We start from the raw sequence: 13715 nt of genomic DNA on the forward strand, positions 1-13715 counted from the left end.
GTGTCCAACGCACGATCTGACCGATAACACCTGACCGTACCGGTTCGTCCCTGCCGGTACGGTCTTGTCATATGTGGCGCAGTGTGATGTATTGGCACGCTGACGCGTGTTCAACTGCTCGACGAGCGAGCTGTACCGAACCAGCTGGTGTAGATCAGCGAGAAATTGCGGTTGCCGTAGCTGGAACAGGAATCACCCTCGCCGTTGCCGGCGGCCAGCGCCGCAGTATTCGGCTGGTAGGGCGTATAGATGTACAGCAATGCGGTGGCTTTGTTCTCGATGTACACCTCGGTGCCGCCGCAAGCCGCATTCGGATGATACTGCACGTAATTCAACGTCTTTGCTTGGTATCCGTACTGGCTTTCGTGGGCCACATAATATTGATACCGTTGCGCGGCTCCGTACACTTGGCGGAAGAAGCCGGCGTATTTCGGATCACAGTTGGCGCTATCCGGACAGCTTAGCCCCATCGCCGCCTGATATTGAAAATCGGTGACGTTGGTGGCTGTGACCAGATGCTGCTCCTTCTGCATTACGGTGAGCAACACCTTGGGACTGATCCCGCATGCTCTGGCCGATTTGACGATGATGGCCGCCGCCCTCTCACCCTTCTTGCCCTCATAGGCATTGCAGTATGCATCGGCCGGCTGATCAGTGGTGTCAAAGGTTTTTGATTTCAGGCAACTCGCGTCAGTGCATGCCGCCCCCTGTTCGTCAAGGAACGATTGCACTTCCGATTCGCTCATCGCGTTGCCGTTGAAGAACTGGCCGTCGGAGATGATGTTGCCCGGGTTGAAACCATAGTCCTGCGCAAGCTGCAACTGGCGAGCCTCGGCCGCCTGTACCGAATGCCGCCATTCGACAAACCATATGGTTCCCGTTACCAGCGCCACAGTGCAGACCAGTGCCACCACTGTAATCAGCACGATTTTGATGCGTTGCCATAATGATGCACGACGCCACCGTTTTGCCAACGACTGATGACGTGTGGCTGTACGTGAGGATTGACGTGATTTTCTCCGCTGTGTTTTCTGCGGTGTTTTACGTGGTGCCTTCCGTTGCGTTTTCCGCTGTTTCGTCTGTGCCATGGAGAGATTGCTTATGTTGTGTATCAGCGGAAACCCTATGCCAGAACCTTTTTGATGCGGTTTAAGGATGCCGGCCCCTTGGTGCCGAGTTCCTGCGCCCACAGACTCACGTAAAACTCCTCAAGCATCCATCGGCCTTGTTCGGCCTGCTGCATCAGCGCTTCATGCTTGGGGCCGGCAGGTTCGGCCTTGGCGTGTGCCATGGCCTTATCCACCAGCTGTTTCGCTTCATCGGCCTGCCAAGCCCACTTGACGTCACGGTTCTTGTCGGTTTTCGCCTTGTTCAGTCGGCTCAAATCAGCCTTGAGGTATCGGCTGATCGAGGTAAGCGCATCCGGGGGAGTGCGGCCCACGAATCCGGGGTAGACCAGTGTGGCGATGTGATCGCGAATCGACTGGAGTACGGAAAGCATCGGCAGATCAGCTTTGCCGGACGTGGCTTTGTCTACTTCGGCATACGACTTGAGGATGGCGATAACGTCACGGGCCACCTTATAAACGGTGTCCTCATACACTTCCTGTACATCAAGTACGGCGTTCGCCAAGGCTTCGTCATTCGCAAGGGTGTCCACTCTCGGCAGCAGACGTTTGACGGCGGCCAGCTGCAGGTCTTCGACCAAGTCGGCAGTGGACTTGTACGGTGCCGAGGCCAACATCAGCGCCTCGGCACCCAACCAACGCGAAGAGACACGTTCGGATGGCAGACGCAACGCATCCAGTGCGCCACGCCACAACATGACGGCACGTGACTCGGTAGTGGCACCAGCCTTATGCAGCAGGTTGGCCCGCTGCACCAGTTTGCCTTGTTCGCCGGCTTGTTCGGCCTGCTTCTTGACCATCTGACGTGCGGAAGCCTCCGCTTGCTCGGCGAATGTACGCTGTAGGGCCTTCAGATCCTTGGATGTACCCAATACCTTGACCGGGCCACGTGCACGCCTACGACCTCGCTGGTTGCGATTGGGCGGCAGTTGCTGCTCCACCGCAAACGTGACCCTGAGATAGGGGGAGAGCCGTTCGACCAGTTCCGGTCCCAACACCTCAGGATGAATCTGCGCGCCCACGGTGGCGATGGCCGCCCGTGTGAACACATGCGCCAGATCAGGCCAGAGCGCGGTATCTGCGCCCTCCTGCTCAACTGGCGGCAGATTCGGCTTCTGCTGAGAGCCGGAACCGGGAAGATCGGGATACTGTTCGTCAATCCAGTTGCGAATCTTCTTGGCGGCATCCGGGGCCGGCACGAATTGCACACGCAACTGTTTGGGCAACGCTTTGATCATCGACAGAATCAGCTCATCCAGCAGACCCGGCACATTCCAGGTAAACTGTTCCGGGCTGATACGTGAAAGGGCTTTCAACGGCACATGCACCGTGACGCCGTCGGCCGGATCGGCCGGATCGTAGACGTAGCTCAATCGCAGATCGATAGGCTGACCGTCCGATCCGAGCGTATGCCAGTGATCGGGATAGTCATCCAAGCTTACCGACTCGCTGGACGCCAGGCGCTCCACTTTGGCGGGGTCGAAGGTGAGCAGATCCGGATGTTCGTCATGCTCGTGCTTCCACCATTTGGCCAGATCGGCGACGGACGTCACATCTGCGGGGATGATCGCGTTATAGAAGTCGAACAGATCCTCGTCAGATACGGTGTCAGCCAGCTGACGTGTGCGGCTGGCGTCATCAGCGGCATCTTCGAGAATATCGCGGTTGCCGTTGACAAACTCGTCGTAACTGAACCGCTGCTGGATATCGCCGTCTACCAGACCCTGACGAATCAGGAAATCACGCGCCTCAGGTGGATTGATGCGTCCCCATTGCACCGCGCGATCCTGCACGATCGGCAAACCATACAGCAGTACGCGGGCCGTGGCCACCGCAGAGCCACGGGAAGCGGACCAATGAGGCTCCGCATACGTGGTGCGCGTCAACTGGCCGGCCAAAGGCTCGGCCCACGCCGGATCAATGGCTGCCGAATAACGGGCCCACAGTCGCGAAGTCTCCACCAATTCCGTGCTCATCACCCAAGCGGGTGTCTTCTTGGCCACTGCCGAGGCCGGGAACAGTGCGAAACGAGTGCCTCGGGCACCCTGATACTCGTTTTTCGACTGTTTCTGCGCGCGTTTCATCGCGCGAGCGCGAGCAGCCCCGGTAAGACCGGCGAAATCGGAGGCTTTCGGTTCGCGAATCACCTGCATGCCCATCATCGACAGCAGGCCGGCAAGCATTGATTTGTGGATACCGTCCGCATCCCACGAACAGCATAACGAATGAGCGGCCTGTTGATTCAACGGAAGCTGACGGATCTGCAAACCGGGGCGGGAGGACGGCAACGGCTCTCCGACCTTGAACTTCAGCTCATGGCACATCTGCGTCAGCTGAGAGACCAGATCCTTCCACTGACGCATACGCAGCCAACTGAAATATTCGGTCTTGCAGATACGGCGCAATGCGTTGTTGCTGGGATTGCCGTCCGCTTGGAACACTCGATCCCAGATGTTCAGAGCCGTGAGAAAATCACTGGTCTCATCCGCGTATCGGTTATGGATGCGGTCCGCGTCCTCGCGCTTGTCATCCGGACGCTCCCGCGGATCCTGAAGGCTCAAGAAGGAGACGATGACCAGCACGGCGGCCAACGTATTCGGCGAACCGATGCGGGCCGCTTCGATAACCATGCGACCGAGACGCACATCGATGGGAATGCGCGCCAGCTGGCGACCGATATGCGTTAGCGTCACCTCGCCATGCTTGCGTCCGATGGCCTTGAGTTCGGTGAGCTCATTGAAACCATCCGATACGGCTTTCATATCCGGCGGATCGATGAAGCCGAAACTGGTGACGTCCTCGGCGGTGCGAGCCACACCCACCGAAAGCATATGCAGCACCACCGCGCCCAGCGAGGTACGCAGAATCTCCGGTTCGGTGAAGCGCGGACGGGTCTCGTAATCCTCGCGCGAATACAAGCGGATCGCAATACCGTCCGCCACACGGCCGCATCGGCCGCTTCGCTGATCGGCGCTGGCCTGACTGATCGGTTCGATAGGAAGCCGCTGCACCTTGGCGGTCTTCGAATATCGGGAGATACGGGCGGTACCCGGATCGACCACGTAGCGGATGCCGGGCACGGTCAGCGAGGTTTCAGCCACGTTCGTGGCGATGACGATGCGCTGATGCGTATGAGGCTCAAACACCTTGTGCTGGTCGGACGCCGAAAGTCTGGCGAACAACGGCATGATCTCGATGGCATCCGGGCGGCGCATATCCTCCACGCGCGGACCGTAATGGTGTCGCAATGCCGCCTCGAATTCGTGGATGTCGCGCTCGCCGGAAGCGAAGACCAGAATGTCACGGGCTCCACGTTCGTGCGAGGAATGAATCACCAGTTCGGCGCATGCACGAGCCACGGCGGTGGGCATATCCGTAATGCCGTCTTCGGCATATCCGGCGTTGCTGCGTCCATTGCCTGAATGCGGGCGGTCTTCGGACTGCGCGACCGCGGACGCCAACTCATCGTAATCGGCGTCACCGGGGCGCGCTCCCACAGCGAAGCCGGGCACCTCGCGCATCAGCGCCGGAGCGGTCCCCAGCGGCTCATACACCACCTGCACCGGGAATGTGCGGCCGGAGACCTCGATAACTGGCACCTTCTCGTGCAGCGCATGCTCGAAATGTTCTTGGAATTTCACCGAGTCGATGGTCGCGGAGGTAATTACCAGTTTCAGATCGCGTCTGCGGGGCAGCAGCGCGGTGAGATATCCGAGCAGGAAGTCGATGTTCAGGCTGCGCTCGTGCGCCTCATCGATGATGATCGTATCGTATTGGCTCAGATTCGGATCGCGTTGAATCTGAGCCAGAAGAATACCGTCGGTAACTACGCGCAGACGAGTGTTGGGGGAGCTCTCGTCGGTGAATCGCACCTGATAGCCCACTTCTGCGCCGAGCGGCACGTCCATTTCAGCGGCGATGCGTTCGGCCACGGTACGCGCGGCGATGCGACGCGGCTGGGTATGCACGATCTGCCGGCCGTGCGTACCACGCCCCAGCTCCAACAGGATCTTCGGCAACTGGGTGGTCTTACCGGAACCGGTCTGGCCGGAAACAATAACGACTTGGGAATGCCGGACCGCGTTCGCTATCTCATCGCGTGCGGCGGAAACCGGAAGTTCAACGGGATACTCATATTTCATGACGGACTTCAATAATACGGAAGCCCTTGGAGCTGGCGTATTTGCTTACCGCGAATCCATCGCCCAGCGCCTCGTCCAGCCAGGGAATCAGCGAATCAGAGCCCAGATTCCTCTGCACCACCAAATAGGCGGCACCCTCATTGTTGAGACGTGGCAGCCAAGTCATCAGCAAAGTGTGCAGCGCCTCCTTGCCGATGCGAATCGGTGGGTTCGACCAGATGACATCGAACGTCGTGTCGGCAGGCACGGCGGCGGCAAACGACGGCTGCTGCGCTGCGGGCAGACAGGCACCCGTTTCATCGGTCTGCGAGACATGGATATTCGGACAGTTGTTGGACTGTGCGTTGCCATGCGTCAGCTCCAAGGCTCGTTCGTTGACATCCACCGCCCATACGTTCGCTTCGGGACTCTCCGCAGCCAAGGTCAAGGCAATCGGACCCCAGCCACAGCCCAAATCGAGAAAATCGCCGGCCAGCGGCGGCTCCGGCGCATGCTTGAGCAATACGGAAGTGCCCAAATCCAGTCGTGAACCGGAGAAGACGCCGTTGGACACCTGAACCTGCGCGTCACGGCCACGCAGCGAAACGTGCAGCGTACGCCTGACGTCCTTGGACGAAGGATCCGCGGAGAAATACTGCTCTGCCATCATCAACTCCATTTCCGCGGGGCGTTTCCGCACTCGCCGCAACCGTTTCGTTACTGTTCTGTGTATTGGTTCCGTGTACTGGTTCCGTGTATTAGTTCTGTGTATTGCGCCCATATCGGGCATGTCACCTCATTTGATGATAATAAGAAGCCATACAAGAATCGGGAACCATTGATTTGAAGAGGCGTCTTTGACTGACAACAACCAGTACACCGACATCGACCACGGCAGCTCCGGCATTACCGCTCAGGGAGTGCTTTCCTCACAGTCGGATGTGTTGCTTGACGATAATCAACGTCCTTCGGGATGGCATGAAGACACCAATCAGGAGTGGGAAGAACGCGAGGCTCGCAACGAGCTCAAGCATGTGGCCGGGCTCGGCGAACTCGAAGATGTCACCGAAGTCGAATACCGCAAGGTTCGTCTGGAACGTGTGGTGCTTGTCGGCGTGTGGTCTTCGCGCGAGACCACACAGGCCAAGGCGGAGGAGTCATTGAGGGAGCTTGCCGCGCTCGCCGAAACCGCTGGCGCGGTGGTGTGCGACGGGCTGTTGCAGCATCGTCTGCGCCCGGACGCCGCCACGTATGTCGGTTCCGGAAAAGCGCGGGAGATCGCGGATATCGTGGCGAGGGAAGAGGCCGATACCATCATCGTGGACGATGATCTGCCACCTTCGCAACGTCGAGCGTTGGAAGACACGGCCAAAGTCAAAGTGGTCGATCGTACGGCTGTGATTCTGGATATTTTCGCCCAACACGCCACCTCTCGTGAAGGTAAGGCACAGGTGGAGCTCGCCCAGCTCGAATACATGCTGCCTCGACTGCGCGGATGGGGTGGTTCCCTGTCCCGTCAGGCCGGTGGTCGAGCGGCCGGTGCCGATGCGGGCATTGGCTCACGTGGACCTGGCGAGACGAAAATCGAGATGGACCGCCGCGTGATTCGCACGCGCATTGCCCGTCTGAAGCGGCAGATTCGCGAGATGGCACCCGCACGTGAGGTCAAACGTGGGTCCAGACGACGTTTCGGATTGCCTACAGTGGCTGTGGTGGGGTACACGAACGCCGGCAAATCGTCGTTGACCAATCGGCTGACCGGCTCGGCCGAATTGGTGGAGAATGCGCTGTTCGCCACGCTGGATACGGCGGTCAGGCGGGCAAAAACCCGTGACGGACGTGCCTATGCCTATGTGGATACGGTGGGTTTCGTGCGCCGGCTGCCCACTCAGCTAGTCGAGGCGTTCAAGTCAACACTGGAGGAAGTGGCCGAGGCGGACATCATCGTGCATGTGGTGGATGGCTCGCATCCGGATCCGTTCTCGCAGATCGAAGCGGTGAACGATGTATTGGCTGACATCGAAGGGACTGCATCCATACCGCGCGTGCTGGCGTTCAACAAGGCGGATCAGATCGATGATGCGACTCGTGAACGATTGGCGGCTCTGGAACCGCAGGCTCATATCGTCTCCGCATTCAGTGGAGAGGGGCTCGACTCGTTGCGTGCTGCGGTGGAGGATCTGCTGCCGGTGCCTCATGTACATGTGGATGCGCTGCTGCCCTACACTGCGGGCTCGTTGTTGTCTCAGGTGCGTGAATACGGCTTGGTGGAACGGGTGGAATATCGCGATGACGGTGTCAAGCTGGAGGCGAATGTGGATTCGCATCTGGCGGCGCGTGTGATCGATCAGGCCATCGGCTGAGCGGGTGACGAATATCACAGTGTGAATCGAGTTTGCCCACGTTGGACGCGAAAATTCCGTGAGCGCTAACAGCCGTTGGGAAATATATGGTTTTGTGATGCTTGTACGGCGGTTCGCTGTGTGGAACGTCGCACTGGGCTTATACAGTAAAGTCGTAAGTGATTAGGCCTGCCCAAAGTCGCAGACCGCCTTTGAAGAGAGGTTAACCTATCATGGCGGAAACTACCGTTAAGCCCACGAAGCTTGCTGTTATTGGTGCCGGTGCTGTTGGCTCCACCCTTGCTTTCGCTGCTGCACAGCGCGGCGTTGCCCGTGAGATCGTGCTTGAGGATATCGCCAAGGAGCGTGTGGAGGCCGAGGTGCTCGACATGCAGCACGGCTCCAGCTTCTACCCGACCGTGTCCATCGACGGCTCCGATGATCCGGAGATCTGCCGTGACGCCGACATGGTCGTCATCACCGCAGGTCCGCGCCAGAAGCCGGGCCAGTCTCGTCTGGAGCTCGTCGGTGCCACCATCAAGATTCTTCAGGCCATTATGCCGAATCTTGTCAAGGTCGCCCCGAATGCCATCTACATGCTGATCACCAACCCGGTGGATATTGCCACCCATGTTGCCCAGAAGATCTCCGGACTGCCCGAGAACCAGATCTTCGGTTCCGGCACCAACCTGGATTCCGCTCGTCTGCGCTTCCTGATCGCTCAGCAGACCGGTGTCAACGTCAAGAACGTGCACGCCTACATTGCTGGTGAGCATGGTGACTCCGAAGTCCCGCTGTGGGCTTCCGCCACCATCGGTGGCGTCCCGATGTGCGACTGGACCCCGCTGCCGGGTCACGAGCCGCTCGATGCCGTCAAGCGTGAAGAGATCCATCAGGAAGTCAAGAACGCTGCCTACAAGATCATCAACGGTAAGGGCGCTACCAACTACGCCATCGGCATGTCCGGCGTGGACATCATCGAGGCCGTGCTGCGCGACACCAACCGCATCCTGCCGGTGAGCTCCATGCTCAAGGACTTCCACGGCATTTCCGACATCTGCATGTCTGTGCCGACCCTGCTCAACCGTTCCGGCGTCAACACCGCCATCAACACCCCGGTTTCCGATAAGGAGCTCGCTGCTCTGAAGCGCTCTGCGGAGACGCTGAAGGAAACCGCCGCTCAGTTCGGCTTCTGATCAATAATCGCTCTGCGGAGCGGCTTCGTCGTTGCGGCAGGCTTGGCGTTTGGCGTACTTTTGTACGTCTGCGTCTGCCGCAACTAGAGACCGCACGCGTGGAACGATTGGTTATAACGATGAAATCGCTATGTGCATTGCGCATATAGCGATTTTTTATATGCCGAGCTGCTCGTTCGTGGTATTGCGCTTGTACGCTTTGCGGCCGGATGACTGCTTACGTCGATTGACTATGTCTTGATGCATTGATTGATATGAGTAGGCGCTTCGCGGATTTGATGTCCGAGCAGCGCCTACTCATACTGTCCTGATACTGTTTTCCGGTTATTCGTGAAGATTGCCAGCTGAGGGCGTGGTATAGCCTTCCGGTTCGAGCTGGAATGTGGTGTGGGGGACTGAAACCGGGAAATGCTCGCGCAGGCAGTCTTGCAGTTGGGTGAGGATCTGCGCCGCCTGATCCATGGTGAGCCCTCGTTCCACTACGACATGTGCCATGAGAATCGGCATGCCGGTGGATACCGTACTGGCATGTAAATCATGAACAGCCACCACATGCGGCACACTTTCCAGATGCGTGCGCACTGCATCCAAATCCAACCCTTCAGGAGTTTCCTCCAACAACACCTTCACTGCGTTCGACAACAGTTTGATGGCTCGTGGAATCATCAGCAGCGCAATGATTCCACCGGCAACGGCATCGAAACCGCTCCATCCAGTAGATAGCATCACGAGAGCGGATGTCACTACCGCTACAGAGCCAAGCGCATCATTCATGACCTCTAGGAATGCGGCCTTCATGTTCATATTGTCTTCGCGTTGTGAAGCGAGGATGAATATGGAGATAATATTCGCCGTCAGACCGAGCAATCCCACGAAGAGCAACAGATGTATGTCTTCGATACCGTCCGGTGTGCCGCCGAACAATCGCATGCCCGCTTCCACCAAGGCGTATATTCCGACGATCAGAAGCACTAGCGCGCCTGCAGCTGCTGTCAGGACCTCAAGACGGGCCCAACCCCATGTTCTCGTATTACTCGGCTTGCGTTGCATCAGAATAGCGGTGACGGTCGAAGCTATCAGCACCGACATGTCGGTGAGCATATGTCCTGCATCTACCAGCAGCGCCAAGGAGCCGGTCAATATTGACGCTACAACTTCAATAAGGAACACGGAGCTGGTCACGCATAGTGTAGCGATGAGGCGGCGTCTGTGTGCCTTCGTCCCCTCGGCTGTAGAGGGTGATATCCGTGTGTGGGAATGATCGTGAGTCATAGAATCCTTTCATGCCGCGAATGCATTGATCGGCAGTGAAATCGCTTCTCAATACCATTCCCGTTATGGTTCATATACAACAAGACCCCGGTGTTTGGCCGGGGTTCTGCTATGCTGTGCGACACTGTAGCACACAGCGCTGGGCTTGTTGCTCTGACGATTGTTGTGGCGTTTCTGCCGGTACTACAGATGAAGTCCGTAAACACTTGTCTCCGAATTACAGTTTGCGTAGCACCGTCACGACTCTGCCCATAATGGTGGCATGGGTGCCATCGATGGGAGAGTATGCAGGATTGTGCGGCATAAGCCAAATATGGCCATTTTCCTTGCGGAATGTTTTGACGGTTGCCTCGTCGTCAAGCAACGCGGCAACGATATCTCCATTGACTGCGGTGTTCTGCTCTCTGACCACAACGAAATCACCATCGCAGATGGCGGCATCCACCATCGAATCGCCGTGAACCTCCAACATGAATAAGGTTCCTCCGCTGCCGGTGAGGCGCTCAGGTAGCCGCATGACATCTTCTACGTGTTGCTCAGCCGTAATGGGAATGCCAGCGGCGATGCGACCTACCAGTGGAACATCGCGGGAGTCGTCAATCGGTTCGGTGGGGAATTGGAATATTTGTGCGGTGGCATTCGGGCGAGAGGATTTGTTCTCGCCGTCCAAGGGGGAGTTTGCATCGCTGGCAATGACTTCGATGGCGCGGCCTTTGTTGGCATTCACGCGAATGAAGCCCTTTTCTTCCAGTGTTTTGAGCTGATGTTTGACCGAGGAGGGGCTTTTGAGACCGGCCGCTTCACCGATTTCCCTGAACGAGGGGGCGAAACCCTGTTCGTCAATGTGCTTGCGTATGGCATCCAGCACTCGGTGCTGACGGTCGGTCAATGCTGACTCGTCTGGCTTGCTCTGTTCGGGGAAGGCCAAGGTGTTCACGTCCGGGCTCCTTTCGGTAATAGCACTAGCATAACGGAATTATTCGTAATATCAAACATCTGTTCGAGTGTCGGTTTGACAGTGTCGAACATCTGTGCCATGATAAGAACACTTGTTCGATAGAACACATGTTCGAGAGGTGATGGCGATGACGTTTTCTCATGCGTTAATGGTGCGTGGCGGCAGGCGCGAAGTGGGTCTGTCAAATCGTGTGATGCGTGGCGTGGCTGGTCGAAGCAGATCAAAGCATGCCGGTGTGTGTATTGTGATGTTGCTCGTAGCGCTTTATGGTATGGGGTTGGGAATGATGCTCGGGCAGCAACAGGATGATCATGCTGGTGCTGCTCAGGTGACCAGTCATATTGTGCAACCGGGGGAGACGTTGTGGGGGTACGCCACACGTATTACTCCTGCCGGGCAGGATGTATCTGAGACAGTGGACGAATTAATAGCGTTGAACGATTTGGATTCCGGGAATCTGCGAGTCGGCCAGCACATTGTTGTGCCGGTTGAACGGTGATGGACTGCGTTGCGATGAACCGATGGGCCGTGTGGTGACGGTCCGTGTGGTGATGGAGTGCTAATGGACTGTATGGCTGACGCGGTGAGGGTTGGCGAGGTGATGATTCTCATATGCGGTGTCTTATCAGGCAGCTTATAAGACAATGGACGGCGAGGCGATGACGCGGCAACGTGGTGTTCGATATAGCGAAACCCCGAAGGAACATGGGTTTTCCCACCATGCACGTTATTCTTGTGGCATGCATTGTCCTTTTTGCCAGAACCCAGATACCAAAGTCATCGACACCCGCATCAGTGATGACGGCCATTCCATCCGTCGTCGCCGTGTCTGTCCGAAATGCAATAAGCGGTTCACTACGGTGGAGACCAGTATGCTGCTGGTCACCAAGCGGTCGGGGGGCGTAGAACCGTTTAGCCGGGACAAGGTGATCACTGGCGTACGGAAGGCATGTCAGGGGCGGCCCGTCAAAGAAGACGCGTTGAAAATGCTCGGGCAGAAGGTCGAGGAGGATTTGCGCTCTCGTGGATTGGCGGAGGTTACATCCGACGAGGTGGGTAAAGCCATATTGAAGCCTTTGAAGGATTTGGATGTTGTGGCGTATCTGCGTTTTGCCAGCGTATATCAGAATTTTTCCAATTTGGAGGATTTCCAGAACGCCATCGATCAGTTGCGCGACTAGTGTAATGTGGCGACTGCTGATGTGTCGATCTACGGCGTGATGAATTAATGCGTGACGCCACAATGAGTGTTGTGACTGTAGCGTCGTGAGTGTTGCATTGCGGCTGCGTGGATGGCCCTGTGCGACGACTGCTCTGTGCGACGACTGCCCTGTGCGATGGCGTCCTTGCACCGATCCGCGCGCAGGATCTTCTGATACGGCTCATTGCCGCACGGGCTCAACTTGAGACTGGTAGTAGTAATGGCTTATGCGCTGCTTACCCCCATTGCTGGGGCCGGTAGCGCATAAGCCATTTTATCGATATATGGTGCAGTGGTCAGCTGATCACGCGCATGCGAATCGTGCCTTCGATATTGCGCAGCGCCTCTAGAGTGTCGGCGCTCGGCTTGGTGGACACGTCGGTGACCACATAGCCAAGCTCACCTTCCGTGGCCAATGACTGGAAGGAGATATTGATATTCTCCTCACCCAGCACATGGTTGACGCGAGCCAGCACGCCGGGCAGATTATCATGCAGATGCGCAATACGGCAGACGCCCTTGCATGCTCCCAAGTTGATTTGCGGCATGTTGACGGACAATGAAGTCGATCCCTTGAACCAATAATCTTCAAGGCGCTGCGAGACGAAGTGACCGATGGATTCCTGCGCTTCCAGCGTAGATCCGCCGATATGTGGCGTCAGAATCATGTTGTCTTCATTCGCCAGAGCGGTCTCAAACGGGTCTCCGCTCTTCTTCGGCTCCACGGGGAATACATCAACGGCGGCACCGGCAAGATGACCGGAATCAAGATGCTGTTTGAGTGCGCCTAAATCGGCCACGAAGCCACGAGACAAATTGATGAAGATGGCATCCTGCTTCATATGGGCGAACTGGTCTTCACCGAAGAATCCGGTATTCGACTTACGGCCATCAACATGCAAGGTCACGGCGTCGGACTGCTCCAGCAGCTCGTTCAGCGTAGCGCAACGGTGGGCGTTGCCAAGGGCCAGCTTCTCTTCGATGTCGTAGAACACCACACGCATACCCAGCGCTTCAGCCAGTACGGACAGCTGAGAGCCGATGTTACCGTAGCCGATGATGCCCAACGTCTTGCCTCGTACCTCATGGGAGCCGGAAGCGGACTTGTCCCACACACCATGCTTGATGTAGTGGGTATGGGCGGGGATGCGGCGCATCAGGCAGATGATATCGCAGATGACCAGTTCCACCACGGATCGTGTGTTGGAATAAGGAGCGTTGAACACGGCGATGCCGTGTTTGCCGGCATACGTGAGATCGACTTGGTTGGTGCCGATGCAGAAGCATCCGACCGCACTCAGCTTCGGACGAGCTTCCAATACGCGCGCGGTAACATTGGTCTTAGAACGCACGCCGACCAGATCCACGCCGTCGAGGGCGTCAATGAGTTCGTCCTCGTTGAGCGCGCCCTTCATCGTTTCGACTTCGAATCCATGATCGCGCAGTGATTTCGCCGCATCGGGATGGATGTTCTCCAATAACAGTGCTTTGGGCATAA

General features: G+C 57.3%; 10 protein-coding genes. 4 read left to right on the forward strand and 6 right to left on the reverse strand.

Annotated features, from left to right (window positions below):
• Positions 1-110: 110 nt before the first annotated feature.
• The 3 genes from CUU80_RS00090 to CUU80_RS00100 are packed head-to-tail and all read right to left on the reverse strand — an operon-like array spanning position 111 to position 5915.
• Positions 111-1088: a LasA N-terminal domain-containing protein gene (locus tag CUU80_RS00090; protein ID WP_243388568.1), complete on the reverse strand. Its 978-nt coding sequence runs from the start codon at positions 1086-1088 to the stop codon at positions 111-113.
• 35 nt (positions 1089-1123) lie between these two features.
• On the reverse strand, positions 1124-5269 hold the full coding sequence (gene hrpA, locus CUU80_RS00095) for an ATP-dependent RNA helicase HrpA (RefSeq protein ID WP_100495342.1): 4146 nt from the start codon (positions 5267-5269) through the stop codon (positions 1124-1126).
• Positions 5259-5915, reverse strand: a complete 657-nt coding sequence (locus tag CUU80_RS00100; RefSeq protein WP_100495343.1) for a class I SAM-dependent methyltransferase — start codon at positions 5913-5915, stop codon at positions 5259-5261. The genes hrpA and CUU80_RS00100 overlap by 11 nt, the downstream gene beginning before the upstream one ends.
• 190 nt (positions 5916-6105) lie before the next feature.
• On the opposite strand from CUU80_RS00100, the gene hflX reads away from it, so the two are divergent.
• Together hflX and CUU80_RS00110 are read left to right on the forward strand one after the other, a co-directional pair.
• Positions 6106-7611, forward strand: a complete 1506-nt coding sequence (gene hflX, locus CUU80_RS00105; RefSeq protein ID WP_100495344.1) for a GTPase HflX — start codon at positions 6106-6108, stop codon at positions 7609-7611.
• 212 nt (positions 7612-7823) lie between these two features.
• Positions 7824-8786, forward strand: coding sequence for an L-lactate dehydrogenase (locus tag CUU80_RS00110; RefSeq protein WP_100495345.1), 963 nt, complete (start codon positions 7824-7826; stop codon positions 8784-8786).
• A 324-nt stretch (positions 8787-9110) separates the two neighbouring features.
• Here the strand turns inward: CUU80_RS00110 and CUU80_RS00115 are convergent, their stop codons facing one another.
• Together CUU80_RS00115 and lexA are read right to left on the reverse strand one after the other, a co-directional pair.
• Positions 9111-10058, reverse strand: coding sequence for a cation diffusion facilitator family transporter (locus tag CUU80_RS00115; RefSeq protein WP_100495346.1), 948 nt, complete (start codon positions 10056-10058; stop codon positions 9111-9113).
• A gap of 217 nt (positions 10059-10275) precedes the next feature.
• On the reverse strand, positions 10276-10995 hold the full coding sequence (gene lexA, locus CUU80_RS00120; RefSeq protein WP_100495347.1) for a transcriptional repressor LexA: 720 nt from the start codon (positions 10993-10995) through the stop codon (positions 10276-10278).
• Between the two features lie 148 nt (positions 10996-11143).
• Here lexA and CUU80_RS00125 point away from each other — a divergent pair, with 148 nt between their 5' ends.
• Both CUU80_RS00125 and nrdR read left to right on the forward strand, forming a co-directional pair.
• Positions 11144-11515 carry a LysM peptidoglycan-binding domain-containing protein gene (locus tag CUU80_RS00125; RefSeq protein ID WP_243388569.1) on the forward strand — a complete coding sequence of 124 codons (372 nt, stop codon included), beginning with the start codon at positions 11144-11146 and terminating at the stop codon, positions 11513-11515.
• Positions 11516-11756: 241 nt separating this feature from the next.
• Positions 11757-12197 carry a transcriptional regulator NrdR gene (nrdR, locus tag CUU80_RS00130; protein ID WP_100495910.1) on the forward strand — a complete coding sequence of 147 codons (441 nt, stop codon included), beginning with the start codon at positions 11757-11759 and terminating at the stop codon, positions 12195-12197.
• Positions 12198-12513: 316 nt separating this feature from the next.
• Here nrdR and serA read toward each other — a convergent pair whose 3' ends face one another.
• Positions 12514-13713, reverse strand: coding sequence for a phosphoglycerate dehydrogenase (gene serA, locus CUU80_RS00135; RefSeq protein ID WP_100495348.1), 1200 nt, complete (start codon positions 13711-13713; stop codon positions 12514-12516).
• Positions 13714-13715 lie beyond the last annotated feature (2 nt).

The sequence above is a fragment of the Bifidobacterium scaligerum genome (assembly GCF_002802865.1).
Lineage (GTDB): Bacteria > Actinomycetota > Actinomycetes > Actinomycetales > Bifidobacteriaceae > Bifidobacterium > Bifidobacterium scaligerum.

Bases quoted from the DNA above. Each gene is read 5' to 3' on its own strand.
- CUU80_RS00110 (WP_100495345.1), top strand. From the start codon at position 7,824: ATGGCGGAAACTACCGTTAAGCCCACGAAGCTTGCTGTTATTGGTGCC.
- CUU80_RS00100 (WP_100495343.1), bottom strand. From the start codon at position 5,915: ATGGCAGAGCAGTATTTCTCCGCGGATCCTTCGTCCAAGGACGTCAGG.
- CUU80_RS00125 (WP_243388569.1), top strand. From the start codon at position 11,144: ATGACGTTTTCTCATGCGTTAATGGTGCGTGGCGGCAGGCGCGAAGTG.
- CUU80_RS00090 (WP_243388568.1), bottom strand. From the start codon at position 1,088: ATGGCACAGACGAAACAGCGGAAAACGCAACGGAAGGCACCACGTAAA.
- nrdR (WP_100495910.1), top strand. From the start codon at position 11,757: ATGCATTGTCCTTTTTGCCAGAACCCAGATACCAAAGTCATCGACACC.
- hrpA (WP_100495342.1), bottom strand. From the start codon at position 5,269: ATGAAATATGAGTATCCCGTTGAACTTCCGGTTTCCGCCGCACGCGAT.
- CUU80_RS00115 (WP_100495346.1), bottom strand. From the start codon at position 10,058: ATGACTCACGATCATTCCCACACACGGATATCACCCTCTACAGCCGAG.
- serA (WP_100495348.1), bottom strand. From the start codon at position 13,713: ATGCCCAAAGCACTGTTATTGGAGAACATCCATCCCGATGCGGCGAAA.